Here is a 26,353-nt window from a genome sequence, read left to right as displayed (position 1 = left end):
GCGTCGCGCTGTCCCGCGGTTCGCGGGCGCGCCTGTGTCGAGGCGCGCGTCAGGCGGCGGCGCCGTCGCGCGGGGCCGGGTTCGCGGCGGCTGCCATCGCGAGCGACGCCCGTATTTCACTACCTGGCGCGATGACCGCGACGCCGGTGCCGGGAAAACCTTGCGCCGCGAGATTGAAGCCGTCGCTGACGTGCGAGACCGGCTCGACGCACAGATATCCCGCGCCCGCCGGACAATGCACGACGACGTGGCCGAGCGCGTCGTCGGCGCTCAGTTCGAGCGTACGGCCGTCGGCGTAACGCAACGTCGCGCGTCCGTCCCAGCCGCCCAGATAACGCGTGTAGCCGTCCGGCTCGCGCTCGTGCCGATGCGCGGGCCGTTCGTCGGTCGGCGCGATCGCGATCTCCGCTTCGTGGCGCCAATGCGTCGTCGTGCGCAATTCGGCTTCCTGCGCGCCGAAGTACGGATGAAAACCGAGGCCGACCGGCATCGGGCTCGACGAGCGGTTCGCGACGCGCATCGACAGCCGCATGCCGTCCGCATTCACCTCGATCATTTGCACGGCCTCGAACGCCCAGGGCCAGCCGTGTTCGCCTTCCCCGTGCGCGTAGCGCAGCACGACGCAATCCGCTTCCTGAAGCTCGACGCTCCACGCCGCGAACTGGCCGAAGCCGTGCAGCGCGTGCGCCGTGCCCGGAAACGTCGCGAGTTCGACGATGGAACCGTCCGGCGCGGAAAAGCGCGAATCACGCACGCGATTAGAAAACGGCACGAGCGGATAGCTGCCGCCCTTGGGCCACGCATCGCACGGCCAACGCTCGGCCGTCACCGGCGCGAGCCAGTCGTGCAGACCGCGCGCGTCCTGCGTGGCGAAACGCGTGATGCGTCCGCCCGCCATCGGCGCGATCTCGACGAAGTGCGGCCCGCTCGCGATACTGAGCCGCAGCGCGGCGTTCAGCTCTGCGACTTCACGAAGTTTCGTCACTGCTTCTGTTCCTTCACGCGCGACACGAGCTGCGTCGGGCTCACGAACTGCAGCGCGATCAGCACCCAGACCATCGTGATCGCCATGTAGATCATCGCCATGGCGTCGATGGATTGCGGCGCGCGCACGCCCGTCGAGAACACCGCGTAGTACAGCGCGACGACGAGCGTCTGCGTCGTGGGTCCTGCGGTGAAGAACGTCAGCTCGAACATGCCGATCGTGCGTACGAGCACGAGCAAGCCGGCCGCGAGCATCCCGGGCACGAGCAGCGGCAGCAGCACGTAGCGGAAATACTTCGCCGTGTTCGCCCCGAAAATGCGCGCGGCCGATTCCAGATTCGGATCGATCTGCTCGATGAACGGCGTCATCACGAGGATCACGAACGGCAGCGCAGGCACCAGATTCGCAAGGATCACGCCGGTCAGCGTGCCTGCGAGATGGAACTTGTACATGACCGTCGCCATCGGGATGCCGTAGGTCACGGGCGGCACCATCAGCGGCAGCAGAAAGACGAGCATCGCGAAACGCTTGCCGGGGAACTGCACGCGGGCGAGCGCATACGCGGCGGGCACGCCGAGCGCAATCGACAGCAGCACCACCGCGCCGACCACTTCGAGCGTGACGAGCAGCACGCTCGAGAGCTGAAAGTCGCTCCACGCCTGCGCGTACCAGTGCAGCGTGAAGCCTTGCGGCAGCAACGTGCCGAACCAGCGCGTCGCCACCGAGTTCACCGCGACGGTCGCGATCAGCAGCAGCACGTTGACGAGGAAGAAGGCCATCGTCGTCCAGACGAAGAACTTCCACAGCCTGTCACGCAGGCTCGACTGTTGTTTCATGACCTTGCCCGCGTTGTTGCCGGGCGATGCCCAGGCCGGCGCCGTTTGATTATCGAGAGCCATCAGCCCTTGCCTCCGGTCACCGGACCCGTGTAGAAGAAGCGGCGCGCGCCGAGCATCCCGCCCACGACGAGCAACTGCACGAAGCCCATCACGATCGCGATCGTCGATGCGAGCGCGTAGTCGTAGCTTTCGAAGGCGGCCTCCGATGCGGCGATCGAAATGACGCGCGTCGGACCGGCGGGCGCGCCGAGCAGCACCGCCGACGGAAATACCGAGAACGCCTGCACGAACGACAGACACGCCGTCATCGTGAGGCCGGGCAGCAGGAGCGGCAGATAGATCTGGCGGAACTGCTGCCACGGGCTCGCGCCGAGCGTCGCGGCGGCGCGCGCGAGCGTCGGATCGATGCCGGTCACATACGAGAGCGTCAGCAGAAACGCGAACGGAAAGCCCGACACGACGAGCGAAATCAGCACGCCCCAGTAGTTGTGCGTGAGGCGCACTTCGTCGCCATAGAGATGCAGCGCCTGCAACGCCTGCGGAAACCAGCCGTTCGGGCTGAAGTACGTCAGCATGCCGTCGGCGATCAGCACGGTGCCGAGCGTCACCGGCACGACGAGCAGCGTCGTCACGAACTTCTGCCACGGCGACGTGCGGCGCAGCGCGAACGCGACCGGCACCGACACGCCCACGTTGATGATCGTCGCGGGCACGGCGAGCTTGAGCGTGACGATGATCGTCGGCCACATCGACGAATCGGTGAAGAACGTGATGTAGTTCGTCCACATGCTGCCGCCGTTCATCGGATTGAACGACAGCATCAGCCCGTATGCGAACGGATAGATGAACAGCGCGAGGATGAAGATGAGCGCCGGCGCGACGAGCCAGCCCTTCGGATCGCGTTGCTGCGCGGGAAGCGCGATCATTTTTCTTCTCCGTAGACGAGCGTCTTCGACGGTGCGACGCGCAGCGCGATGCGCTCGCCTTCGCTGCATTCGCCCGCGATCCGCGCCCACAGTTTGCCGAACGCCGTATTCACGATGATGAGCGAATCGCGGCCGCCGTATTCGACGACTTCGACGTGCGCATCGAACGCGTTCTCCGTGCCGGGCGCGGCGCGTTCCATGTCTTCCGGACGCAGCGCGACCGCCACGCGCTTATTGTCGAATCCTTCCATCGGCGTGCCGAGCAGGCGCACGCCGTTCGCATTCACCGCGACCGCGTCGCCCTGCGTGCCTTCGAGCGTCGCCGGCACGACGTTGCGAAAGCCCATGAAGCGCGCGACGTGCAGGTTCTTCGGCCGCGCATAGACTTCCTTCGGCGACGCCACCTGTTGCACGACGCCCTCTTTCATCACGACGATGCGATCGGCCATCGATAGCGCTTCGTCCTGATCGTGCGTCACGTAGATGGTCGCGCGCTCCAGCTTGCCGTGGATGCGGCGAATTTCGGCGCGCATCTCGATCCGCAGCTTAGTGTCGAGATTCGACAGCGGCTCGTCCATCAGCACGAGCGGCGGCTCGATGACGATCGCCCGCGCAATCGCGACGCGCTGCTGCTGGCCGCCGGAAAGCTGGCCGGGCAGCTTGGCGTCGTGTCCGATCAGTTGCACGAGTTGCAGCGCGGCCTTCGCGCGCTTCGTGGCTTCGGCCTTCGATACGCCGCGCATCTTCAGCCCGAAGCCGACGTTATCCAGCACCGACATGTGCGGAAAGAGCGCGTAGTTCTGAAAGACCATGCCGAAGCCGCGCTTCTCGGGCGGCAATACGTCGATACGTTTGTCGTCGAGCCAGATGCCGCCGCCCGTCAACGGCTGCAATCCGGCGATGCAGTTCAGCGCCGTCGACTTGCCGCATCCCGACGGCCCGAGCAGCGCGATGAACTCGCCACGCTGGATGTTGAGGTCGAGACCCTTCAACGCCGCGAGCTGCTGCCCTTCCGCGTTGGTGAAGCTGCGCGAGACGGAATCGAGGCGCAACTGCTCAAAAGTGTGCTTCATGACATGTCCTGCGCTTTTTTGTACAAGCGGCGACGCTCCTCGCGAGGAACGTCGCCGTCTCATTGCAGCGTGACGCAGCGTTACTTCGTCTTCGCCGCGCCGATTTCACGGTCCCATTTCTGGAACGCCGCGACCATCGCCTGGGCGTTGAGCGGAAGCACGTGCGGACGGTCGGCGAGCAGCTTCGCGTACTCGGGCCGGCCGAACTTCTGGATGACTTCCTGGCTCTTCGCGGGCGCCATCGAGAGCGGCACGTCCTTCACCGCCGGACCCGGATAGAAATAGCCGTCGTCATAGGTCAGCGCCTGCTGCGCTGGCTCCAGCATGAAGTTCATCAGCTTGTAGAGCACGTCGAGCTTTTCCTTCGGCACGCCCTTCGGGATCACCATGTAGTGGGCGTCGTTGACCCACGTCATGTTGTCGAATGCGCCGACCTTGAATTCCGCCGGCACGATGCCGAGCGCGCGCGGGTTGATGTCCCAGCCCGTCACGGTGACGGTCATGTCGCGCGTGCCTTCGCCCAGTTCCTTCATCACGGCCGACGTGCCGCCCGGGTAGTACGGAATGCAGTCGTTCAACTGCTTGAGGAAGGCCCAGGTCTTGTCCCAGCCGTTGATCGGGTCCATCGGGTCTTTATCGCCGAGCACGTACGGCAGACCCATCAGGAACGTGCGGCCCGGGCCGGAGTTCGCCGGACGCGCGTAGATCAGCTTGTTCGGATGCGCCTTGCACCACGCGAGCAGTTGATCGGGCGTCTTCGGAACGTCGGTGACCTTGGCCGGGTTGTATTCGAGCAGCGGTCCCGCGGGCATGTATGTCACTTCGAGACCGTAGCCTTGCGCGATGTCCTGCATCTTGCGCGGACCGGGCGCGTACTTGTCGAGCACGCCGGGGAACGCCTTCGCGTTATCGGGCAGCAGCTTTTCCCACAGACCTTGCTGGATGCCGGCGGCGAGTGCATCGGTGCCCGTCACGACCAGGTCGATGTCCGAGCGGCCCGCTGCCTGCATCGCCTTGATCTTGCCCGGCAACTGCGGCGCGGGCGCGTTGGTGAACGTGATGCTGGACACGAGGTCCGGGTACTTGGCCTTGAATGCCTCGAAGCCCTTTTGCGTCAGTTGCAGATTGCCTGCGACATCGACGATGTTGATCGATACCGGATCGGCCGCGTTCGCCGCGTTCATGCCGAAAGCCGCGCCGACGGCGACGCAAATTGCCGCCAGTTTCACTGACAGTCCTGCCTTGAAAGCCATGTTGTCTCCTCACTTCTCTCGCAACCACGGGTCGGGAAGAGGTCCGGTCGTATCGTCGATGTTTGTCGATGTTCTCGATTGTGCTGATCGCCGGCCTGTTTTTGCTTCGTCTCGTCTGGTGTCTCTGTGCGCGTGCGCCCTCGTTGCGTCTGGATGCTGAAAAATAGCTAACAGGGTTATAGGATGTCAAGCAAATCCCGGCACGTCGAGGGCATGCGGAAACCTGGGAATAACGTTTTTCTTATGCCGATAGCGGTTTGAGCGGTCTCTCGGGAGATACCCCGAGCCGTTGTTACTCGGATAGTTTCCCTTCTTTTAACTTGGGTTTCCTGCGTGCTTAACCTGTCTTAGCAGGCGCGATGAAGTCACGGCGGCCGCTTCACATACATGCGAACACGCGCGGATAGGGGCGAAGTTGTCAAACAACCCGGCTTACGCTTTCAAGTCGTCGAGCAATCGACGCTAACGTTGTATTACAACTGTCGCCTTGGGTTGTTATTCCCCGAAAACACGATCGACCGCATTCTGTAGATGCGTTCGCATCGCTTCCTTTGCGCGTGACGGATCGCGCGCTCGGATGGCTTCGAGCACTTCGAGATGTTCGCGCTGGACGAGCCTTTGGCGCTCCAACGTCTTCGCCACCGACAGGCTCCGCGACAGGTTCATGCTGACTTCGACCTGCTCTTCCATGATCGACAGCACGGTGACGAAGAACGGATTTCGCGACGCGCGCGCGACGGCCAGATGGAAGGTGAAGTCATCCTTCGCGCCGATGCTTTCCTGCGTTTCAACCACTTGTTCGAGCCGTTCCCACGCGTTCTGAATCGCCAGAATGTCTTCGTCCTCGGCCTTGCTCGCGGCGAGTTCTGCCGCGCCGGACTCGGTCACCAGGCGAAATTCATAGCACCGACGGATGTCCGACAGCGTTTCGAGCGGTGCGAAACGGCGCGCAGCCAGATCGGGGCGACGTCCGACGATGGTTCCCGAGCCGCGCCGCGTCACGATGATGCCGTCGGCGCGCAGGCGCGCGAGTGCCTCGCGCACGGTCGGGCGCGATGTCGCGAAGCGCTCCGCAAGCGCGTGTTCGGTGAGAAGCCGGTCGCCTTCCTTGAACTCGCCCTCGACGATGCTGTTGAGGATGTCGCTGTAGATCCGGTCGGCGAGCCCGGGTGACTTACGCTCGTTCATGTTCGCGCGTGACGTGCTTGTCAGGGTGGAGAACGATTGTAAGGCAGATTTTTCCGCGCGAATCACGTTAGGCGCGAACGGAAGCACATAAAAAATCGGCCGACGCGATGACTGCGTCGGCCGATTCAGGTTGCGCTGCTAGAGCCGCGTCAGGCGGTTACCACTGATGCCCCGCACCGATGGTGAAGCCGACGTTGCCGGAACTGCTGGTATTGCCCGAAGCCTTCACGACCCAGCGGTCGTCTTGCGTGACATACGAAACGCCGATCGCCGCGCCGGAAGCGCTCGCGTATCGTGCGCCCGCGACAGCCACCATCGTCTTGCCCGGTCCCGTGGGTTGAGGCAATCCGGCGGCAGCCATTGCTGCGGCGATGCCACCGTAAGCCGTGCTCGCGACATTGTTGATCTGGCTCTGCACGCCTGCGATGCGTGAATCCGTATAGCTTTGCGCTTGCGCGGATGCCAGATTCAATTGCCGGAGGTTGACGGCATCGGTGTCCTGCGTACCGTTGGCAACGTTGGTGATCTGACGCTCGTTGCCCGCGGAACCGACGGACACCGTGTTCACCCGATCGGCAACCGAATTGGCACCGAGCGCGACCGAGTTGTCGGCGCTGGCGTTCGCGCTCGCGCCCATGGCGGTCGCGTGAACGCCGGTTGCGCTGGCGACTTCGGTGCCGCGATCTCCGTCGGCGGCGAACAACGGATTGCCGCCACTTTCGGCGATGTTCGTCACGCGATCGAGCGCCGCGTTCATCTGATTCACGTTCACCGCATCGGAGCCGGCGACGCCGTCCGCGACGTTGTGAATCACGGTGCTGCTCTTGCCATTGCCAAGCGTGATGCTCGTGTAGTCGGCCTTGCCGTCGCCGCCGACGTCATAGGTCACGGCTGTGTTGGCCGAGCCATCACCGTTGATCAGTCCGGCCTGCTTCAACTGCGACACGTTCACGGCGTCGGTGTCCTGCGTGCCAGCCGCTACGTTCGTGATTTGACGCTCCGAGCCTGTCGCTCCGACCGAGATGGTATTTGCACGATCTGCGACCGAGTTCGTGCCGAGCGCCACCGAGTTGGTCGCCGTCGCATTCGCGTTGCCGCCGATCGCAACCGCGTTGACACCCGTCGCCGACGAATCCTGCAGGACCGAATTCGCATGGAAGTACTTGATGCCGCCGCCGGTCGTGATGTTGTTCAGCGTGTCGTTGATCGTGGTGATGGCTGACGTGTTCAGCGTGACGCGGCCGTCGAGATTCGTCAGCGCATCGCCGACGTTGTCGAACGTGGTGTTATCGGTGAACTTGTAGGTCGGTTTGACGATCTTTCCGTCCGCGTCCACGCTTGCTCCGCCGCCCAACGCATCGGCCGTGCTTTGCGCGGTCGCGTAGAGTTGTGAACCGTTGATGGCCTCGTGACTCTTTTCGTCGACCTTGCCGTTGGCCACGTTGTCGATCGTAACCTGAGCCTGCGGATCCTTAGCATGCAGCGTGATCTTGCTGTGAGTGGAATCATCGTAGGTGACGACGTTCGCCACGCTCGACGAAATCGTCGACTTCAACTGGGACACGTTGACCGCATCGGTGTCTTCCGTGCCCGCTTCGACGTTGGTAATCTGCCGCGTCGCTCCGGGCGCACCAACGGAGACAGTGTTGGCACGATCCGCGATAGAGTTCGATCCGAGCGCGACTGCGTTATCCGCCGACGCGACCGCGTTGCCGCCGATCGCCACGGCATCCGCGCCCGTCGCCGACGAATCGATCAGGGTCGAATTGGCGTGGAAGTACTTGATCCCGCCGCCGTTTTCAATCGTGCTCAGCGTCGTTTCGATGACGGTAATGTCGGACGTGTTCTTCGTGACGCGGCCGTCGAGATTCGTCAGTGCATCCCCTACGTTATCGAACGTGGTGTTATCGGAGAACTTATAGGTCGGTTTGACGATCTTGCCGTTCGCGTCCACGCTCGATCCGCCACCTAGCGCATCCGCCGTGCTTTGCGCGGTCGCATAGAGTTGCGAACCGTTGATGGCTTCGAGGCTGGTGTCGTTCACCGCGCCGGGCGCGACGTTCCCGAGCGTAACCGGCGTACCAGGCTTACCGAACGTTACGCTTGTGTGGTCCGGCGTGTCGTACTGGACCGTGTTGGTCAACGCGACCGACAGGGAATCGACGCCCGTCGAGAGGGAGGCGATGCCGGTACTCGCCGAACTCAGGCCGGTCGACGTTGAGTTCGACAGCGAGATTACGTCGGTCGAAAGTGAGCTGAGGCCGCTCGAGAGTGAGGTCACGTTGGACGTGATCGTGCTCATGCCGGTCGACAGCGAGGTCACATTCGACGTGACCGTGCTTACGCCAGTCGACAGTGAGGTCACATCAGACGTCACGGTGCTCAGGCCGGTCGAGAGCGATGTGACATTCGACGCGACCGTGCTCAAGCCGGCTGAGGTCGAGGTCGACAATGAAGCAAGACCCGACGTCACGGTGCTCACGCCAGTCGATAGCGAGGTCACATCAGACGTCACCGTGCTCAGGCCGGTCGAAAGCGAACTCACATTTGACGTGATCGTGCTTACGCCCGTCGACAGCGAGGTCACGTCAGACGTCACCGTGCTCAGACCGGTCGAGAGCGAACTCACATTTGACGTGATCGTGCTTACGCCAGTCGACAGCGAAGTTACCTCAGACGTCACGGTGCTTAGGCCGGTCGAGAGCGAACTCACATTTGACGTGATCGTGCTTACGCCAGTCGACAGTGAAGTTACATTAGACGTCACGGTGCTTAGGCCGGTCGAAAGCGATGTCACATTCGACGTGACGGTGCTCAAGCCGGTTGACGTCGAGGCTGACAATGAAGCAAGACCCGACGTGACCGTGCTCACGCCCGTCGACAGCGAGGTCACGTCAGACGTCACCGTGCTCAGACCGGTCGAGAGCGAACTTACATTCGACGTGACCGTGCTCAAGCCGGTCGACGTCGAGGCTGACAATGAAGCAAGACCCGACGTGACCGTGCTCAAGCCGGTTGACGTCGATGCCGACAAGGAAGCAAGACCTGACGTCACCGTGCTTACGCCCGTCGACAGCGAGGTCACATCAGACGTCACTGTGCTCAGACCGGTCGAGAGCGAACTGACATTTGACGTGACCGTGCTTACGCCCGTCGACAGCGAGGTCACATCAGACGTCACTGTACTCAGACCGGTCGAGAGCGAACTGACATTTGACGTGACCGTGCTCACGCCCGTCGACAGCGAGGTCACATCAGACGTCACTGTGCTCAGACCGGTCGAGAGCGAACTGACATTTGACGTGACCGTGCTTACGCCCGTCGACAGCGAGGTCACATCAGACGTCACTGTACTCAGACCGGTCGAGAGCGAACTGACATTTGACGTGACCGTGCTCACGCCCGTCGACAGCGAGGTCACATCAGACGTCACTGTGCTCAGACCGGTCGAGAGCGAACTGACATTTGACGTGACCGTGCTCACGCCCGTCGACAACGAGGTCACATCAGACGTCACCGTGCTCAAACCGGTCGAGAGCGAACTGACATTTGACGTCACCGTGCTCACACCAGTCGACAGCGAGGTCACATCAGACGTCACCGTGCTCAAGACCGTCGAAAGGGAAGTCACGGCAGTCGAAGCAGATGTCGACACCGTGCTGACACGCCCATCCAGGCTATTGAATGCACTGCCGACGTCACGGTACGTCGTGCCGTCCAGTACATACGCCGGCGCGTTGACAGTTCCAGCGGCAATGTTCACCGATGCTCCGCCGCCAAGCGCCGAAGCCGTCGTCGACAAGGCAGTGAAGAGCTGACCGGTGTTCACGGCTTCCTTGCCGATGCTACTGGTGATCGCACCGGCCGCGAGGTTGGTTATCTTCTTGCTGCTCATGTTGAGCTGCTCGCTTACAATGAGACCGCCGGATGTCGAAAGCGTGAACATCGTTCTGCCGCCCGCACCCATCACGACCGTATCGGCATCAGTCGCAATGACGTAGGCGCTCATATTGCCTGTAGCGCCATATGCCGCAAAGCCGGCCCCGACGTTACCACTGCCATCGCACGACGCGGGATCGCGCTGCACATCGGCCGTTGTTCCGGAATAGAAGCATTCGGACGGGAACGTACCGTCACCCAAAAGACCGACGGAATATTCATAAGGCGTGCCCGCGTGAGCCCCTCCCGCCGCCGCGAGCAGCGCCACGCTAGCAGCAATTACGGGCGTGCTTCCTTTGCCCCGCGATCTTGCGTTCTCGGGCACGACAATCCAGCTTTCCGACGCACGGCTCCAAACGACGCGATACCTCTTGTTCATATCTGCAACCTCTTAACCCTTGTTTCTTTTGTCGAATGCCCGACTTCGAACCGTTCTCCAGGTTCGAAGTCCAGCTCACTTTTTAACGGCCGCGTGCGACTCCGACTCCAACGCCGCCGGTTATTCTCGGGATGAGGCAAACAATAGGATTACTAACTTGACACTAGGCAATCATGTGACGCATTTACTGCTCCAAGACAACCAATAGCTTGACCACCGCAAATCCCGCGTGCCCACCTCTCCACACCGGAATTTTTAGTTTTCTAAGCAGAACTTTCCATTCATAAATTCCGAAAAGTTACCTTTCTCTTGCGTTTCTTTGCGGTCATACGGGCAAAACCCTAGCTAACGTGGTCCGCTATATGGAACCGCACGTCGAAGTAACCACGATTTCAATCGATGAGCATCCCAAACAAAAAAGCGCGCTGCGGTTTCCCGACAGCGCGCTTCGACCAGCAAAGGCAACACTCAAATCGACAGCAGCTTCCTCGCCTCTTTCGCCGTCGCCACCGGCCGACCATATTCCGCGCAAAGCGACGCCACCCGGCTCACCAGTTGCGCATTACTCTGCGCGAGCGTGTCCTTGTCCCAGCGCACGTTATCCTCCAACCCCGTGCGGCAATGTCCGCCCAACTGCAACGTCCAGTGATTGACTTCGAGCTGATGGCGTCCGATGCCCGCGGCGGTCCACGTCGCATCCGGCAGATTCTTTTTAAGTTGCTCGACTTCGAATTCGAGAATCTCGCGCCGCGCGGGCAGCGCATTCTTCACACCCAGCACGAACTGCACGTGAACCGGCGACTTCAACAGCCCCTGATTCACGAGATCGACGGTGCTGTACAGCATCGCCAGATCGAAGATTTCGATTTCGGGCTTCACGTTGTGATCGAGCATCGTCTGCGCGAGCGAGCGAACGAAATCAGGCGGGTTCTCGTAGACGATCGTCGGAAAATTAACCGATCCCGTCGCGAGCGACGCCATGTCCGGCTTCAGATCGAGCATTGCGCCGCGTTGTTCGAAGGAACGCCCGCGCCCGCCCGTCGAGAACTGGATGATGATGTCCGGACAATGCTTGCGAATGCCCTCCTGTAATTCGGCGAAGCGATGCCGGTCCGAACTCGAACGTTCATCCTCGTCGCGCACGTGCAGATGCACGAGCGTCGCGCCTGCTTCATACGCCTCGTGCGTGCTCTCGATCTGCTCGGCGATCGTGATCGGCACAGCGGGATTGTCCTTCTTGCGCGGCACCGAGCCGGTGATCGCAACCGATATCACACAGGGTTCTTTCGTAGGGGATTGGGTCACGCTTCGCTCCTTGACGGCGCCATCCTGACGATCGCGATGGTGATTGAGACTACGCGTATCGCGGACAGCGCTCAAATTTGAACTAACTAGTACGTTTTAATGATGAGGCTTTATCCTGTTCGCGGCAAGCCCCACAAACCCTAAGCGCCCGATGCGTCTTCTTCAGACGAATCGGGCGGCTGCTCGACTACTGCCGCTGCGCATCTTCGGCGAGCATTTTTCCGACCTGCTCGTCGGTGATGGCTGGCTTGATATCGAACATGAAGAGATCCGCCCACTCGTGCGCCCAGCGCGCAAGCGGCTCGATTGCGTCGCACTCGCACACGGCGATGCCCCAGATCGAGCCGATCGCGTGCCAGCGGCCCAAGAGACGAATGCCGTCGGGCGGCGCGCCGCGCGTTTGCAGGAACCGCTCGGCTGCCTGTCGCTCGACCTCGGGCTGCGCAGTCCAGTTGACGATGAATAGCATGGCTCGATCCTCCTGTTGGAACGCCATGGAACGGCGCGCCGCGCCGGGCTCGCCGCCGCATCGCATGGTCGTCCGATGCGGTTCATCCAGTATAGGAGCCGCCGTGCATTGCATCGCTCAATGCATCACGACGACGGGCGCCGCGAGCACCGGCTGCGCATAAGTCACCCTGACGGCCGGCGCGAGACCGTACGGCGACACGACGACCGCCGGCCTCGGCGGCGGAGGCGGCGCGCTGACCACCACCGGCGCGACCGGCGGCGCGACGACGACCGTGCGCACCGGCACGTAGTAGTACGGCGGCGCAGGCGGCGGCGCGTAGTAATAGACCGGACGCGGCGGCGGCGCATAGACCACGGCGGGCGCTACGTAGGAAACCTGCACGCTCGTTCCGGCCGACGCGCTCGTCGCGCAAGTCAGGCCGATGACGGCAATCGTGGAAACGCTGAGCAATTGAAAGTTCATGTCGATGTCCTCATGCATCGTGAGACGTTGATTCCGGCGGCGTGAGCGAAACACATCCGCCGGCGATGAGAACGATAGCGAAGCACCGCGCAAAGCGTGAGCCGTAACTTATGTCGCCGGATGTCGGCGCAAGCGCGAGGCATCGCGGTTGAAATATGGCGACATCATTCGTAGCATCCCCAAGATTGCGTTCGCCGCGCGGCTCAATAGAATGGCATCACCGTTGACGTTCATCCGTTATCGATCAGGGAGACAGCCATGCGAAAGTTCCTTGTCATCCTCGCGGCATGCGCGGCGTGCGCGACATCCGGCGCGGCGTTCGCGCAAACCGCCACGCAGCCGATGGGCGCGAGCCCGCGGCTCGAACACGCGCTCGGCCAGCTCCAGACGCGATTCTCGAACGCCAACACCACGCACGACGGCAAGCTCACGCGCGAGCAGGCATCCACCGGCATGCCGATGGTCGCCCGCCACTTCGACGAAATCGACACGCACAAGAACGGCTACGTGACGCTGCCGCAGATCGAAGCCTTCATGCACGAACACGCCGCGCAACGCTGACCGGAGCATCCATGGAAACCCTGCCGAAGATCATCGTGCTCGACGACGAAGCCGAGCTGCGCAACATGCTGCAGCGTTTTCTGAGTTCGCAGGGTTTCGAGGTGCGCGTCGTCGAAAACGGCAAGCGGCTCGACCGCTACCTTCAGCGCGAGCCTTACGACCTGCTCGTGCTGGACTGGATGATGGAGCCCGAGGACGGCCTCTCGGTCTGCAAGCGCCTGCGCGCCGAGGGCCAGACGCTGCCGATCCTGATGCTCACCGCGAAGGGCGATCCCGTCGACAAGGTCATCGGTCTCGAAACCGGCGCCGACGATTACCTCGCCAAGCCCTTCCTGCCGCAGGAACTCGTCGCGCGCGTGCGAGCGTTGCTGCGCCGCCAGAAGATCGCGGCGGGCGACCCGACGCACACGCAGCAGATCATCCGCTTCGGCGACTTCCGCTTCGATCTCGCGAAGCAGAAGCTCTATTGCAACGGCGAGCCGTTCGAGATGCATTCCGCGCAGATGCAGTTGCTGGGCGCGCTCGGCGCGTCGCCGAATCGCGCGGTCAGCCGCGACAATCTCATCGCGCGCACGCGTGGCCGCGATCACGACGCGCTCGATCGCAGCATCGACGTGCAGGTGTTGCGGCTGCGGCAGATCGTCGAGGAAGATCCGGGCAAGCCGCGCTTCATCAAGACGGTGTGGGGCGTCGGCTACATGCTGCTCGCGGAAATCGAATCGTGAACGTCGTGCCGCGCTCGCTCTTCGCACGCAACATCCTGCTGCTCGTCGCGCTCGTCGCGGTGAGCCAGGTGTGCGCGATCGCGGTGCTCCTGCACTTCATCCAGACGCCGCGCATCGAGCGCGCGGCGGCGACCTTCGCGAGCTACATCGTCACGCTCGACACGCTCCTGAAAACATCGCCGCCGCAAGCCGCGCAAAGCGTCGCCGCGCATCTCGACCTGCGCCGCGAACTGCCGGCCGGCGCGGGCGAAACGGCGCCGGGATCGCGTCTGCGCTTCTATCAAACGTATCAGCGCCGGACGTTCATCGAAAGCCTGCGCGAGCATTTGCCCGCCGACATGCCCGTGCGCTGGCAAGGCGGCGACACCGCCGGCGACGGCCAGCAGCGCCTGTGGATCCGCGCGCATCTGTCGGGCGAGCCGCGCTGGCTCGCGCTGCCCGTGCCCGAAGCCGCCCACGACGACGGCCTCACGACCGCGCTGCTCCTGTCGCTCGGACTCGGCGCGCTCGCGACCGCGACAGCCTATGTGATCCAGCGTCACCTGAACCGCCCGCTCGCGCATCTCGCCGACGCCGCGCGGCTCGTCTCGGCGGGCGGCGAACCCGGCGTCCTGCCGACCGACGGTCCCACCGAAATCGCGCAGGTCAGCGGCGCCTTCAACCGCATGACCGCCGCGCTGAAAGAGGCCGACGCCACGCGCGCGCTGATGCTCGCGGGCATCTCGCACGACATCCGCACGCCGATGACCAAGCTGCGCCTCGCGATGGCGATGTCCTCGGTGCCGTCGACGGACGCGGCGTTCGCGGCATCGGCGGAAGGCTATCTCGACACCATCGACACGATTCTTCAGCAGTTCATGGACTACGCGGGCAGCGGCGCGAAGGAAGCGCCCGTCACCGGCGATCTGAACGCGCTGATCGCCAGTCTCGCCGCCGATTTCGCCGGGTTGGGCCACGAGTTCTCGCTCGATCTCGGCGAGATCGAACCGTTTCCGTTCCGCCCGATCAGCATGTTGCGCATGCTGATGAACCTGATGCAGAACGCGGTGCTGTACGGCGTCGTCGGGCTGGAAGTGCGCACGTGGACCGATCGCGCGGCGAATGCGGCGTGCGTCGTGATCGCGGATCGCGGCAAGGGACTCGGCGGCCAGGATCCGGAAGCGCTCAAGCAGCCGTTCAAGCGCGGCGGCGGCGAAGGCCAGCCGAAAGGCACGGGCCTCGGACTCGCGATCGTCGAGCGCATTGCGCGGCTGCACGGCGGCACGCTCGAATTGCGCGCGCGCGAGGGCGGCGGCGCGGAGTCGCGCCTCGTGCTCCCGCTGCCGTGAATATCGACGATTTTCCTTTCCTCGCTTCCTGAACCATACTGGTCTGAAGGAGGAAGCCGCGATGGAACCTTCAACCGATACCGCCGTTCCGGCCGGGCGCGCGCCCACGCTGCACGTCCGCTTCGCGGATGCCGATGCCATTCCGTTTCCCACACGCACCGTCGAGCGCGGCGATGCCCTCTATTGCGCGGGCGAACCGCTGCGCAGCCTGTACACGGTGCAAAGCGGCTGCTTCAAGACCGTCGCGACCTTTCCCGGCGGCGACGACGACAGCGCCCCGCACGCGCAGGTCACGGCATTTCACTTCAAGAACGAAACGCTTGGCCTCGACGGCGTGTGCACGAACCGGCACGAGAGCGACGCCATCGCGCTTGAAACGAGCATCGTGCGCATCATGCCGGTCGGCATTCTCGAGCCGCTGTGTCGCGAATACGCGGCGATGCAGCACGAACTGCTCGCGATCATGAGCGCGGAGATCGTGCGCGCGTCGCGGCTTGCGCTGATGCTCGGCACGATGCCCGCCCGCGAGCGCGTCGCCGCCTTTCTGCTCGATCTCGCGGAGAGGCTCGACGCGCGCGTATCGTCGTCGGGCGAACACGCGAGCGAATTGCTCCTGCCGATGACGCGCGCCGATATTGGCAGCTATCTCGGCCTGGAACTCGAAACGGTGAGCCGCACGCTTTCGAAGTTGCAGCGCGAAGGCGCGATCGGGCTTAACGGTCGGCAGGTGCGGATCGTCGATCGCGCGATGCTCGAGCGTCAGTAATCACGCGCGGACCGTCAGCACGGCCGCGCCCGTCAGCTTGCCGTCGCGCAGATCGGCGAGCGCGCGGTTCGCATCGTCGAGCGGATAAGGTGTCGTGTGCATGTCGAGGTGAAACTGCCCCGCGATGCGCATGAATGCGCGCCCGTCCTCGCGCGTGAGATTGGCCACCGACATGACGCGCCGCTCGCCCCACAGAAGACCGTACGGAAACGACGGAATGTCGCTCATATGGATGCCGCCGCACACGACGGCGCCGCCCTTCGCGACCGCCTTCAGCGCCGTGGGAACGAGCGCGCCGGCGGGCGCGAAGATGAGCGCGGCGTCGAGTTCGCCGGGCGGCGTCTCGTCGCTGCCGCCCGCCCATTTCGCCTTCAGGCTAAGCGCGAGCCGTTGCGCCGCGAGATCGCCCGGGCGCGTGAACGCGTAGACCGCGCGGCTCTGGTGGACCGCGACCTGCGCGACGATATGCGCCGCCGCACCGAAGCCGTAAATGCCGATGCGTTCGGCCTCGCCTGCCATCGCGAGCGTGCGATAGCCGATGAGTCCCGCGCATAGAAGCGGCGCCGCTTCGATGTCGGAATAGCGTTGCGGCAGATGCAGGCAGTAACGCGCATCGGCGACGACGCGTTCGGCGTAACCGCCATCGATCGTATAGCCAGTAAAGCCCGGCGTATCGCAGAGATTTTCGCGGCCCGCCGCGCAATAGCGGCAATGACCGCACGTATGTCCGAGCCACGGCACGCCCACGCGATCGCCGGGCGCGAAGTCCGTCACGCCCGCGCCGCATTGCGCGACGGTCCCGACAATTTCGTGCCCCGGGATGACGGGCCGTTTCGGATGCGCGAGCTCGCCGTCGACGACGTGAAGATCGGTACGGCACACGCCGCACGCGTGCACGTCGATGAGCAGTTCGCCCGCGCGCGGCAACGGATCGGGCAGATCGCGGGCCTGCAGAACGGGCGTCTTGCCATCGAAGACCATTGAGCGCATCGACACGTCTCCTGGTTTCGTTGCAGTGTTGCGGCGCAGCGGTGCTAGCGGAAGGCGACGCACATGTGCAGGTCGTTCGCCACCGCCGTGGTGCACAGGCGCACGATCGGCGAGCGTCACGCACCGACATCCCGCGATGCCGCAGCGCGTCGATCGTTTTAAAACATATGCAAACCTGCGGCGATATGACCTTGACGCTTGTCGCCAAAGCTTCAGATTGTCATACTAAACTTCGGTCATGCAAGGCCGAAACTCATGCGCGTTGCGATCATTTTCGGCATCGGTCTTGCTTAATTGATTCGGACGACTTCACTGTTGCAGTGCGGCATGTTTCACGGCAAAAGCCTTGCCTTATGAACGCTGCGTCGATGGAACCCATTACATGCGGTGCGATTAAACTTATCCGCCGCCTGTCGTTCGAATCTCTCATCGCGGTCCTGACGGGCCGGGTCGTAACGCCTTAACAATACGCGCGGTGCAAGCCGCCATTCGATCGATGACGCTCATGGCAGGCGCGCTTGCGCCGGGCGTCTCGTCCATGGATATCGTTTCTTGGAGGATGACATGCGTATCACGGTCAAGTTGGATGGCTTCGAAGGCGCACAATCGGCGGCCTACGCCATCCTGTGGCTCGACAAGGAAACCCGCCGATGGTCCCGCGAAGGTCACCAGTCCGTCGAGGTGCCGGACTGGGGCGGATTGCGTTCAGGATCGAGTGGCACGATGATCTGCGGCCAGCAGGTCGGCGAGCCGATCTGCGTGCTGGAGCGCCTCGACGTCGACGCGCCGGACGGCCCGAGCGAAGGCCTCGCGGGACGCGTGCTGTGGTATGCGGACGGCGCGGGCATCACCGGCACCGGACGCTGGCACGTGCAGTGCATCGACCGCGAGCAGATCAAGGCGGAACACGGCGTCTTCGCCGGCGAGGAGGAAATCTGATCCGCACGCGGGATCGTCAGGGCTCGTCGCTCGGGAACGGTGTGAGCATCACGACGAACGACGCAGCCCCGATGAGTATCGCGAGCACGCCGTAATACATCACCGACGTCTCGTCGAAAAGCAGGCCGCGCAGCGCCGCGTCGATGCCGCCGAGCGTCACGAAGACGGCGCCCAATGCCGCGACGATGCGCCCTTCACCCATGATCATGATGTTCTCCCGGCCATCGGCGGCGCGTGCCGATATTGCGCCGCCATAGATTCATGGTCGGCCGCGCGGCGCCGCATGCGTTGACCTGCATCAACGTCGACGGGACGCGCGTCAAGGCGTAAGAAGACCGGTCGTTCTGGTGTTTTCCCTTGCCCCATTTCCACGGTTTATATTGGTAGTATCAGGTGCTGGCTGCGCGACGACATGGTGTCGCGCACGGCGCATGCTGCCCGGGCCATCCTCGCGTTTTGCTCCGCGAGCCTGGCTCGCATTCGACCGACAGAACCCTGGGGAGGCACGATGAATCAGAATTTCAGCGATCCGTTCAGCCAGTTTGCAGCCATGTTCCAGCAGTACCAGCTTCCAGGGTTCGATGTCACCGCGATCATGGAATCGCGCCGCAAGGACGTCGAAGCGCTCGCGGCGACCAATCGCGTCGCGTTCGGCGGAATGGAAGCGCTGCGCGACAAACAACTCGAAATTCTGCGCCGCACCCTGGGCGATCTCGAAACCATCGCAAAGCAGTTCGCTACCACGTCGACTCAACCGCCCTTCAACGCCAACGAAGTCGTGCAGCGCGCTTTGCACAACGCGCTCGCCGACATGCAGGACATCGCGCGCACGACCCAGCAGACGCAGGCCGAAGCCTATGCGCTCGTCAGCAAGCGCATGGAAGACGCATTGAAGGAACTCAAGGCTTCTATCGAGCAGCCGAAGACCTAGCGGCGCATCGACGCGGCGTTACTTCTTCGCTTGCGTGGTGATCTGGAAGATATCGACGGCAACGCGCTCGCGGCCGTACTTTCCTGCGAGCGCGGAAAGCCGTTTTTCGACCGCGCGCAGATATTCCGGTTTGGCTTCGCTGTCGGGGCGCGGCGCGTCGAAAAGCGGCGCGGGCGTGACCGTCAGCACGATCATCTCCGAACCGAACGGCTTGCCGACGACCCAGTCGCCCATCGTGCCGATCGTCGCCGTGTAGTTCGCGGGCGCCTGGTTGTCGCGCGAGCGCGCGTTCGGCAGCAGATGCACGACGCTGCCGTCGAGCGTGTAGTAATCGACGTTGACGTAGGACTCGAACGCCGGCGTCATCAGATCGACGATCAGCGGATCGCCTTCGGTGAGGCGCGTCGCGCGCGAACGAGTGTGCACCGACGCCGGCCTGCCCGACTGCCGGTTCGCCGTCCAGTACGCGCCGAACACCTTGAGCAGATCGCATTTGTCGTCGGCGACCTGCTGCACGCCGAAGTTCGTCGTCTTCACGCCGGGCACGCGGCCGAGCGCTTCCTTCAGGCGCGCGAGACCGTATTTCTGCGACACGAACCCCTGCACGTCGACGGTCTGATCGTGCACCGACGCGACGAGCGCCGAGCACGGCACGCTCGCGAGCACCGGCGTGACGGCGGCCACCGTGAGTTCGGGAAGCGGCGTCGCGGGCACGGCGGGCACGACCGTCACGGTCGCGGAAGCAGGCGGCGCGCCGGGGCCGTGTGGCGTCACCGTGCCCGTCGTGCTGCCTTCGGACGCGCGTGGCGGGGTTTCGTGCGCGGCTTCCTCGACGCCTTTCGACTGATCGTAGAAGTAATAGGCCGCGCCCGCCGCGACGAGCGCCGCCAGCAGCGCCCCGCCGATCGCGAATTTCGGCGCTGAGCTCTTCTTCGCCTTGCGGCCTGCCGGCGACGCGGCATGATCGTCGCCGATTTCTTCGAGGAATTGCGCGACGCTCGGCGTTCTCGCTTCACGCTCGAAGGCGAGCGCGGCCCTCAGCGCCTTCCACTGCTTGCCGCCGAGATGCTCGGGGCGCTGCGGCTTCATGCCCGCGCTTCTCGCCTGCAGCGCGGGCACGCGGTCGAACGGATGCTTGCCCGTCAGCAGTTCGTATGTGATGCAGCCGAGCGCATAGATATCGTCGCGCGGATCGGGCTCGCGATGCTCCAGCATCTCCGGACTCGCATACGCTGGCGTCAGCGCGCCGAGACTGCCCGGATCGAAGACGGTCGCCTCCGTTTCTTCTTCCGGGCGCTGGATCACGCGCGAAATGCCGAAGTCGATCACCTTCACTTCCGACGCGTCCGTCAGGAACACGTTGGCGGGCTTGAAATCGCAGTGCACGAAACCGCGCTCGTGCGCGTAGGCGAGCGCGTTGGCCATGCCCTTGAAGATCGGAAAGACTTCGGCGAACGGCATGCCCTTGAAATTCGGGTTCCGAAGCAATCGGGACAGCGGCTGGCCGGACAGATATTCCATCGTCAGATAGACGACCTGGCCGTCGCGGTCGAAGTCGTACACGGTGACGATGTTCCGGTGCGCGAGCTGCTGCGCCTTGCGCGCTTCACGCTGCAACGCGATCAGCGATTTCGGATTGCCGCGGAACTGGAGATTCAGCACCTTGATCGCGACGTAGGGCCGCCGGTCCGACGCTTCGAGCTTGCGCAGATCGAGCGCCTTGTACACCGTGCCCATGCCGCCGATGCCCAGGCACTCTTCGAGCACGAAACGGCTGTTGAGCGTGTCACCGACGCCTTTCATCGTCTGATCGTGGTCGACCATGACCTGCGTCGCCTGGCTGCCGGTGCCGCTGCTCGGATCGCGCGATGGCGGCGGCGCGAAGCCTGGCGACGTTTGCAGGCGCGTCTCGTCGCGGTTCGCGGGACCCGTGGGAGAATCGGCTTCGGGACGCGTGCGCGCGGCATGCTCGATGCGGCGCCGGATGGCCGCATAGATGTCGGGCGGCAAAGGCCGCGCCGCGTGCTCCTCGTCGAGGATGTCCATGAGCCGTTTCGCCGGAGTCTGCTCGGTCGCCAGTGCGCCGTCCACTCCCGCAAAGAACTCGTCGCGCGACCCGCCGTCGCCCCGATATGTACGAATCGCTTGCGCAAAACTTGTCATCTGTGCGACGCGACGCGGCTCCAATCGATCGACTGATACTTGTCGTAACAAAATCCGGTGCTCGTTCGATACTAGCCTTCACGTCACGCTTACGCAAATGGCGTTTTCGATTCTGAGCGGCATCGCGCACATGTCGTTCGGAGACCGACACATCGGGTTCGAGTGTTGGCGCTTCGGCGTCGCTTCGTGTGTTTGTCTTTCGTGCGGCAGCGGATAAACCCTCGCGGAATCAACGCGTTGCGTTGTCCGTACGAAACACGGTAACGCTGGCACGCGATTCGCATAACCCGTCGCGAACACCGTTGCGGCAGAAGGCACGCGCCTTTTGCCGGCATTGGCGTTCATCGCCGCTTTCCGCCGATGAAACAGCGCGCCGGACCAAGGAGTCCGTCCGGCGCGTTCGGCGGATTGTCTATACTCGATTGCGACTCCCCACTCCGGAGGAACACTCATGGCCGTCATCAAGATCAGAGACCTCGCCGACAGCGTCGAACTCGACCGGCAGGCGATGCACACCATCGTCGGCGGCGCGCGCGATGGCGTGCGGCCCCTGTTTCGCATCCGCCGTGCATCGAGCGGAAATCGTGTGGTCGACTATCCGGGCGTGCCGGTGAAGGACGTGCCCGCCGCGCAGGCCGGACCGTTCACCGCGAAGCTCGTCGCAAAGAAATAACGTCCGCGCTTCGTCGCTTCAATGGCGCACCGGCATGCCGGTGCGCGTCGCCGTGCTGCCAATCGCCGTGCCGAGCGAACGCGCCGTCCGCTTGACGAGCGCAAGCCGCACGCGCTCGCGCGCTTCTCCGTCTTCATCGCCGAAATAACGCGTCTTGCCCGCAATCACCGCGCCGACCGGCACGCCGTCGCGATACAGCACGCGATTGCCCGCGAGCGCAGGCACTTTATCGCCCGGCAACAGCGTGCCGACGAGATTGAGCGGATCGACCGCCGACAACGCCACGAACGCGCCGTCTTTCGGCCGCTTGCGCATGTCGCGCAGGAGCGGCACGGCTTCGGGCAGCGCGAACTGCTCGCCTGCGAGCCCGGCGACGAAGCGCCCGCCGCGAATCTCGCCGCGCGCTTCCAGCCGGTGATAGACGCGCAGCAGATCGCGCCACGGCGGCAGCCAGTCGGCCTCGCGCTCGAGCAGCCGCCAGAACACGACGCCATAACGCCGCAAGAGCGTCATTGCGATGTGTTCGATGTCGCCGTCCTGATCGCGCGCGTCGTCGGGTTTCGCGCGGCGCAGCAGCGCCCAGCGGCCCGCATCGTCCATCCCGCCGATGAACAGGCCGCCGCGCCGCGGCCTGCGCGCGAACGCATTGCGCTTCGCGGCGGGCGCGAGCAGCGCGCGCAGTCCCGCGAAACTGTCGGCGCTGACGAGACCGAGCGCTACGAGTTCGCCGAGCGCGTCTTCGAGTTCGGTGCGCAGGAGACGCACGTCGGAAAGGAGTTCGTCGAAGAACATCGCGCCATGCGCTTTCAGCGCATCGAAGACGCGTTCGGCGCGCGACGAAAGCTGCGGCGCGTCGTCGGGACGTACCGTCGACATCAGCGCGTTCCACGCGTCCAGATGACGGCGCGGCAGGAGCACGACCGGCGTGCCGCGCACCGGTCCGCCCGACGCGCGCGAGCGTCCCGCCGGGCGGGTCCACACGAGCTTGCCCGCGCGGCAGAGATCGTCGAGCCACATGCCCGAATAGTCGGCGATGCGCGCCGGCAATATTTCGTCTTCCCACGCGACGGCGGGCGCTTCGAATCCTTCGAGCTGTTCGAGCACGGCGCCGAGAGCGTCGCGCCCTTCGCCGCGCGAATCCGGCGCCACGCGCTGCCATTCGAGCAGAAAGCGCATGAAATCCTGCCGCTCGACCGGTTCGATCTCGCGACGCAGCCGCCGCACCGTATAGCGATGAATCCGCGCGAGCAGATGCCGCTCGCACCATTCGTCGGCCTGCGCGCCCGGCGTGAAGCGTCCGCGCATGACGTAGCCCTGCGCTTCGAGCCGCGTCAGCGCAAGCGCGATCGCCGATGCGGGCAGCGCAAGCGGCCGCGCGATCTCCGGCACCGTCAGCGGACCGCAGCCCGACAAGCGCGCCCGCACGATTTCGACGAGCGCATCGTCAGCGGACCAGGCATCGTCGAAACCGGGCGGCGGTGTAAGCGCGGGATGCATCGGCGCATGTTCGTAGACCGCGCGCACGCATGAAAGACGCTCGACCGGCGTCCACAGCGCGTCGTGCTCCGCGACTTGCAGGCGCGTCGCGCGGCCGGCGCGCGCGAGCGCATCGAGCCACGCGAGCCATTGCGGATCGCGGCGCGCTTCCGTTTCGGCGATGCACGCGAGCGTCGAAAGCGCCTCGTGCATTTCGTCGGCGTTCGTGACTTCGGGCCACGCTTCGTCGTGCACGCTCGCGATGGCGTCGGGGTCGAGCGCGCCGAGATCGTCGGCGGATCGGGGATCGGCCCAGCGGCGCGCGAGCACGGCCTGCGTGCGGCGTTCTTCGAGCGGGGCATCGTCGAGAAACGCGTAAGGACGCGCCGACAAGATTTCGGCCGCGAGCGGCGACGGCGCCGGCAACTCGCGCGCGACGAGCCGCACGCCGCCGCTTTCGATGCGCCGCAGGAGCGCGAGCCACGCGTCGGCGTCCATCGCGTCGTGCAGGCAATCGTCGATGGTCTGTTCGACGAGCGGATGCGCCGGCACCTCGCGCTCGCCCGCGATGTTCTCCACGCACGCGACCTGATCGGGAAACACCGCCGCGAGCAGATCCTCGCTTTTCATGCGCTGCAATTGCGGCGCGACCCTGCGCCCGCCCGTGTAGCGCGGCAGCGCGAGCGCGTTGGTCGCGTTCCATCGCCAGCGCACGCCGAAAAGCGGCGCGTCGAGCAGCGCCTGAACGAGCACGTGTTCCGCCGTCGCGGAGTTCAGATAGCGCCAGACGTCGTCGAGTACGAAGCTGTGGCTGCCCGTCAGCGACAGCACGATCGCGTCCTCGGTCGCCGCCGCCTGAAGTTCGAAGTTGAACGTGCGGCAAAAGCGCTTTCTCAACGCGAGACCCCACGCGCGATTCACGCGGCTGCCGAACGGCGCGTGGATGACGAGCTGCGTGCCGCCGGATTCGTCGAAGAAACGCTCCATGACGAGCGTGTCCTGCGTCGGCAGCACGGTGAGCGCCGCGCGCGAACGCGCCAGATAATCGACGATCTGCCGCGCCGGTTCTTCGCCGATGCCGCTTTCCCGTGCGAGCCATGCGACCGTCGCGTCGATGCCGTCATCGATCCGTGTGTCGATATCGGCGCGAAGACGCGAAATCGCGTGTGAAAGCTCGTCGCTGCGGCCCGGCGCTTCGCCGAGCCAGAACGGGATGTTCGGCGGCTGGCCGTTGGCATTCTCCACGCGCACGCGCCCGCCTTCCACGCGCGCAATCCGGTACGACGTGTTGCCGAGCTGGAAGATATCGCCCGCGAGACTTTCGACGGCGAAATCCTCGTTCACCGTGCCGATCTGCAAGCCTTGTGGTTCGAGGATCACGGCGAAATCGGCGTTGTCGGGAATCGCGCCGCCCGAGGTCACCGCCGTCAGCTTGCCGCCGCGCCGGCCGCGCAAGGTGCGCGACACCGCATCGCGATGCACGTACGCCGCGCGCACGCCCTGCCGTCCGGTATAGCCTTCCGCGAGCGTGCGCAGCACGGCTTCGAAATGTGCGCGATCGAGGCTCGCATACGGATACGCACGCGTGATGCGCTCGAAAAGCGCGTCTTCGCTCCATTCGCGGCATGCGACCTCGGCGGTGATCTGCTGCGCGAGCACGTCGAGCGGGGCGTGGGGAATCGTCAGCGCATCGAGTTCGCCGCGGCGCACGCAATCGAGGAGCGCCGCGCATTCGATCAGATCGTCGCGCGAAGTCGGAAAAAGCCGCCCTTTCGGCACGCCGCCGACGTGGTGCCCCGAGCGCCCGACACGCTGCAAGAACGCACCGATCGAACCGGGCGAGCCGATCTGGCAGACGAGATCGACATCGCCGATATCGATGCCGAGCTCCAGCGAAGCCGTCGCGATCAGCACGCGCAGCTCGCCGCGCTTCAGCCGCTGCTCCGCGTCCAGCCGATGCTCGCGCGCGAGGCTGCCGTGATGCGCCGCGACCGATTCCTTGCCGAGCCGCTCGGTCAGATGCCGCGCCGCGCGTTCGGCCATGCGGCGCGTGTTGACGAAAACGAGCGTCGTGCGATGTTGGCCAGCAAGTTCCGCGAGACGATCGTAGACGCGCTCCCACATGTCGTTGGACATGATGGCTTCGAGCGGCATCGGCGGAATGTCGAGCGCGAGATCGCGCGTGCGGACGTGGCCGACATCGACGATTTCGCAAGCTTCGCCCGCGCCGGCGAGGAATTTCGCGACGAGTTCGATCGGCTTTTGCGTCGCCGACAGCCCGACGCGCACCGGCCGTTCGCCGCCCGCGTCCTCGCAGAGCGCGTCGAGCCGCGCGAGCGACAGGCTCAGATGCGAGCCGCGCTTGCTGCCCGCGACCGCGTGAATTTCGTCGACGATCACGGTGCGCGTTGTCGAGAGCATCGCGCGGCCCGAATCGGACGAGAGCAGCACGTAAAGCGATTCCGGCGTCGTCACGAGAATATGCGGCGGGCGCTTCTTGACCGCGTTGCGCTCCTGCTGCGTCGTGTCGCCGGTGCGCACGGCCGCGCGAATCTCCGGCGCACTCACGCCGGACTCGCGCAACGTCCGCGCGATGCCCGCGAGCGGTTCTTCCAGATTGACGTGAATATCGTTCGACAACGCCTTCAGCGGCGACACATACACGACGCGCGTCTCGTCCGGCAGCGCCCCGCCGCCCGCGATGCCGTCGCGCACCAGTTCGTCGATGGCGGCGAGAAACGCGGTCAGCGTCTTGCCCGAGCCCGTCGGCGCCGCGACGAGCGTCGAGCGGCGTGCGTGCACCAGCGGCCACGCGCGGGCCTGCGCGGCGGTCGGCGCGGGAAAGCGCGAGCGGAACCAGTCGACGACGGCGGGATGGAAGCCGCGCAGGGCGGCATCGGCGGAAATGGCTTTTTCGGTCATCCGGACATTCTATGAGTGCTTGAGAAACGGCGTATTGCGTGGCTTTTTCGGACAATTC

21 protein-coding genes are annotated in these 26,353 nt (G+C 64.4%); 7 read left to right on the top strand and 14 right to left on the bottom strand.

Annotation, left to right across the window (positions count from 1 at the left end):
- Window positions 1-49: 49 nt before the first annotated feature.
- The 10 genes from AWB77_RS26185 to AWB77_RS26135 form a co-directional block, all read right to left on the bottom strand.
- Window positions 50-985, bottom strand: coding sequence for an aldose epimerase family protein (locus AWB77_RS26185; RefSeq protein WP_061137364.1), 936 nt, complete (start codon window positions 983-985; stop codon window positions 50-52).
- On the bottom strand, window positions 982-1,884 hold the full coding sequence (locus AWB77_RS26180; protein ID WP_061137363.1) for an ABC transporter permease: 903 nt from the start codon (window positions 1,882-1,884) through the stop codon (window positions 982-984). Before AWB77_RS26180 ends, AWB77_RS26185 begins: the two co-directional genes overlap by 4 nt.
- Entirely contained in the window at window positions 1,884-2,750 is an 867-nt protein-coding gene (locus AWB77_RS26175) for an ABC transporter permease (protein WP_061137362.1), read from the bottom strand. The genes AWB77_RS26180 and AWB77_RS26175 overlap by 1 nt, the downstream gene beginning before the upstream one ends.
- Window positions 2,747-3,823 carry an ABC transporter ATP-binding protein gene (locus AWB77_RS26170; RefSeq protein ID WP_061137361.1) on the bottom strand — a complete coding sequence of 359 codons (1,077 nt, stop codon included), beginning with the start codon at window positions 3,821-3,823 and terminating at the stop codon, window positions 2,747-2,749. The genes AWB77_RS26175 and AWB77_RS26170 overlap by 4 nt, the downstream gene beginning before the upstream one ends.
- 80 nt (window positions 3,824-3,903) lie before the next feature.
- Window positions 3,904-5,007, bottom strand: a complete 1,104-nt coding sequence (locus tag AWB77_RS26165) for an ABC transporter substrate-binding protein (protein WP_244158660.1) — start codon at window positions 5,005-5,007, stop codon at window positions 3,904-3,906.
- A 564-nt stretch (window positions 5,008-5,571) separates the two neighbouring features.
- On the bottom strand, window positions 5,572-6,264 hold the full coding sequence (locus tag AWB77_RS26160) for a FadR/GntR family transcriptional regulator (protein ID WP_061137359.1): 693 nt from the start codon (window positions 6,262-6,264) through the stop codon (window positions 5,572-5,574).
- 157 nt (window positions 6,265-6,421) lie between these two features.
- The gene (locus AWB77_RS37595) at window positions 6,422-10,582 is read right to left on the bottom strand and encodes a YadA-like family protein (RefSeq protein WP_074168972.1); all 4,161 of its coding nucleotides are present in this window, start codon (window positions 10,580-10,582) and stop codon (window positions 6,422-6,424) included.
- 468 nt (window positions 10,583-11,050) lie between these two features.
- Complete coding sequence (locus tag AWB77_RS26145; protein ID WP_061137420.1) at window positions 11,051-11,887, bottom strand: 3-oxoadipate:acetyl-CoA acetyltransferase; 837 nt, start codon at window positions 11,885-11,887, stop codon at window positions 11,051-11,053.
- Window positions 11,888-12,074: 187 nt separating this feature from the next.
- Window positions 12,075-12,356, bottom strand: a complete 282-nt coding sequence (locus AWB77_RS26140; RefSeq protein ID WP_061137356.1) for a DUF3303 domain-containing protein — start codon at window positions 12,354-12,356, stop codon at window positions 12,075-12,077.
- A gap of 117 nt (window positions 12,357-12,473) precedes the next feature.
- Window positions 12,474-12,821, bottom strand: a complete 348-nt coding sequence (locus tag AWB77_RS26135; protein WP_063936569.1) for a hypothetical protein — start codon at window positions 12,819-12,821, stop codon at window positions 12,474-12,476.
- A 258-nt stretch (window positions 12,822-13,079) separates the two neighbouring features.
- On the opposite strand from AWB77_RS26135, the gene AWB77_RS26130 reads away from it, so the two are divergent.
- From AWB77_RS26130 to AWB77_RS26115, 4 genes are all read left to right on the top strand, one after another.
- A complete protein-coding gene (locus tag AWB77_RS26130; RefSeq protein WP_061137354.1) occupies window positions 13,080-13,382 on the top strand; it encodes an EF-hand domain-containing protein in 303 nt (100 codons plus the stop codon).
- An 11-nt stretch (window positions 13,383-13,393) separates the two neighbouring features.
- The gene (locus tag AWB77_RS26125) at window positions 13,394-14,107 is read left to right on the top strand and encodes a response regulator (protein ID WP_061137353.1); all 714 of its coding nucleotides are present in this window, start codon (window positions 13,394-13,396) and stop codon (window positions 14,105-14,107) included.
- Window positions 14,104-15,435, top strand: coding sequence for an ATP-binding protein (locus AWB77_RS26120; RefSeq protein ID WP_061137352.1), 1,332 nt, complete (start codon window positions 14,104-14,106; stop codon window positions 15,433-15,435). The genes AWB77_RS26125 and AWB77_RS26120 overlap by 4 nt, the downstream gene beginning before the upstream one ends.
- A 61-nt stretch (window positions 15,436-15,496) precedes the next feature.
- A complete protein-coding gene (locus AWB77_RS26115) occupies window positions 15,497-16,201 on the top strand; it encodes a Crp/Fnr family transcriptional regulator (RefSeq protein ID WP_061137351.1) in 705 nt (234 codons plus the stop codon).
- Here the strand turns inward: AWB77_RS26115 and AWB77_RS26110 are convergent, their stop codons facing one another.
- The gene (locus AWB77_RS26110; RefSeq protein ID WP_061137350.1) at window positions 16,202-17,191 is read right to left on the bottom strand and encodes a zinc-dependent alcohol dehydrogenase family protein; all 990 of its coding nucleotides are present in this window, start codon (window positions 17,189-17,191) and stop codon (window positions 16,202-16,204) included.
- 564 nt (window positions 17,192-17,755) lie between these two features.
- Here AWB77_RS26110 and AWB77_RS26105 point away from each other — a divergent pair.
- Window positions 17,756-18,130 (top strand): DUF3564 family protein, encoded by a 375-nt coding sequence (locus tag AWB77_RS26105; RefSeq protein ID WP_061137349.1) that lies wholly within the window; start codon window positions 17,756-17,758, stop codon window positions 18,128-18,130.
- Window positions 18,131-18,146: 16 nt separating this feature from the next.
- Here AWB77_RS26105 and AWB77_RS26100 read toward each other — a convergent pair whose 3' ends face one another.
- Window positions 18,147-18,338: a DUF2964 family protein gene (locus AWB77_RS26100; RefSeq protein WP_061137348.1), complete on the bottom strand. Its 192-nt coding sequence runs from the start codon at window positions 18,336-18,338 to the stop codon at window positions 18,147-18,149.
- Between the two features lie 300 nt (window positions 18,339-18,638).
- On the opposite strand from AWB77_RS26100, the gene phaP reads away from it, so the two are divergent.
- Window positions 18,639-19,061 (top strand): phasin family protein, encoded by a 423-nt coding sequence (gene phaP / locus AWB77_RS26095; protein ID WP_061137347.1) that lies wholly within the window; start codon window positions 18,639-18,641, stop codon window positions 19,059-19,061.
- Between the two features lie 18 nt (window positions 19,062-19,079).
- Here the strand turns inward: phaP and AWB77_RS26090 are convergent, their stop codons facing one another.
- On the bottom strand, window positions 19,080-21,224 hold the full coding sequence (locus tag AWB77_RS26090; RefSeq protein ID WP_061137346.1) for a serine/threonine protein kinase: 2,145 nt from the start codon (window positions 21,222-21,224) through the stop codon (window positions 19,080-19,082).
- A gap of 451 nt (window positions 21,225-21,675) precedes the next feature.
- On the opposite strand from AWB77_RS26090, the gene AWB77_RS26085 reads away from it, so the two are divergent.
- Window positions 21,676-21,897, top strand: a complete 222-nt coding sequence (locus AWB77_RS26085) for a hypothetical protein (RefSeq protein ID WP_061137345.1) — start codon at window positions 21,676-21,678, stop codon at window positions 21,895-21,897.
- 18 nt (window positions 21,898-21,915) lie between these two features.
- Here the strand turns inward: AWB77_RS26085 and AWB77_RS26080 are convergent, their stop codons facing one another.
- Window positions 21,916-26,295: a DEAD/DEAH box helicase gene (locus tag AWB77_RS26080; RefSeq protein ID WP_061137344.1), complete on the bottom strand. Its 4,380-nt coding sequence runs from the start codon at window positions 26,293-26,295 to the stop codon at window positions 21,916-21,918.
- Window positions 26,296-26,353: the final 58 nt, after the last annotated feature.

The sequence above is a fragment of the Caballeronia fortuita genome, from assembly GCF_001544835.2.
Classification (GTDB): domain Bacteria; phylum Pseudomonadota; class Gammaproteobacteria; order Burkholderiales; family Burkholderiaceae; genus Caballeronia; species Caballeronia fortuita.
This window is presented reverse-complemented; position numbering and strand designations above follow the sequence as displayed.

Coding starts and splice junctions, on each gene's coding strand:
- AWB77_RS26180 (WP_061137363.1), bottom strand. CDS start 1,884: ATGGCTCTCGATAATCAAACGGCGCCGGCCTGGGCATCGCCCGGCAAC.
- AWB77_RS26175 (WP_061137362.1), bottom strand. CDS start 2,750: ATGATCGCGCTTCCCGCGCAGCAACGCGATCCGAAGGGCTGGCTCGTC.
- AWB77_RS26170 (WP_061137361.1), bottom strand. CDS start 3,823: ATGAAGCACACTTTTGAGCAGTTGCGCCTCGATTCCGTCTCGCGCAGC.
- AWB77_RS26165 (WP_244158660.1), bottom strand. CDS start 5,007: ATGAACGCGGCGAACGCGGCCGATCCGGTATCGATCAACATCGTCGAT.
- AWB77_RS26160 (WP_061137359.1), bottom strand. CDS start 6,264: ATGAACGAGCGTAAGTCACCCGGGCTCGCCGACCGGATCTACAGCGAC.
- AWB77_RS37595 (WP_074168972.1), bottom strand. CDS start 10,582: ATGAACAAGAGGTATCGCGTCGTTTGGAGCCGTGCGTCGGAAAGCTGG.
- AWB77_RS26140 (WP_061137356.1), bottom strand. CDS start 12,356: ATGCTATTCATCGTCAACTGGACTGCGCAGCCCGAGGTCGAGCGACAG.
- AWB77_RS26135 (WP_063936569.1), bottom strand. CDS start 12,821: ATGAACTTTCAATTGCTCAGCGTTTCCACGATTGCCGTCATCGGCCTG.
- AWB77_RS26130 (WP_061137354.1), top strand. CDS start 13,080: ATGCGAAAGTTCCTTGTCATCCTCGCGGCATGCGCGGCGTGCGCGACA.
- AWB77_RS26125 (WP_061137353.1), top strand. CDS start 13,394: ATGGAAACCCTGCCGAAGATCATCGTGCTCGACGACGAAGCCGAGCTG.
- AWB77_RS26115 (WP_061137351.1), top strand. CDS start 15,497: ATGGAACCTTCAACCGATACCGCCGTTCCGGCCGGGCGCGCGCCCACG.
- AWB77_RS26110 (WP_061137350.1), bottom strand. CDS start 17,191: ATGCGCTCAATGGTCTTCGATGGCAAGACGCCCGTTCTGCAGGCCCGC.
- AWB77_RS26105 (WP_061137349.1), top strand. CDS start 17,756: ATGCGTATCACGGTCAAGTTGGATGGCTTCGAAGGCGCACAATCGGCG.
- AWB77_RS26100 (WP_061137348.1), bottom strand. CDS start 18,338: ATGATCATGGGTGAAGGGCGCATCGTCGCGGCATTGGGCGCCGTCTTC.
- phaP (WP_061137347.1), top strand. CDS start 18,639: ATGAATCAGAATTTCAGCGATCCGTTCAGCCAGTTTGCAGCCATGTTC.
- AWB77_RS26090 (WP_061137346.1), bottom strand. CDS start 21,224: ATGACAAGTTTTGCGCAAGCGATTCGTACATATCGGGGCGACGGCGGG.
- AWB77_RS26085 (WP_061137345.1), top strand. CDS start 21,676: ATGGCCGTCATCAAGATCAGAGACCTCGCCGACAGCGTCGAACTCGAC.
- AWB77_RS26080 (WP_061137344.1), bottom strand. CDS start 26,295: ATGACCGAAAAAGCCATTTCCGCCGATGCCGCCCTGCGCGGCTTCCAT.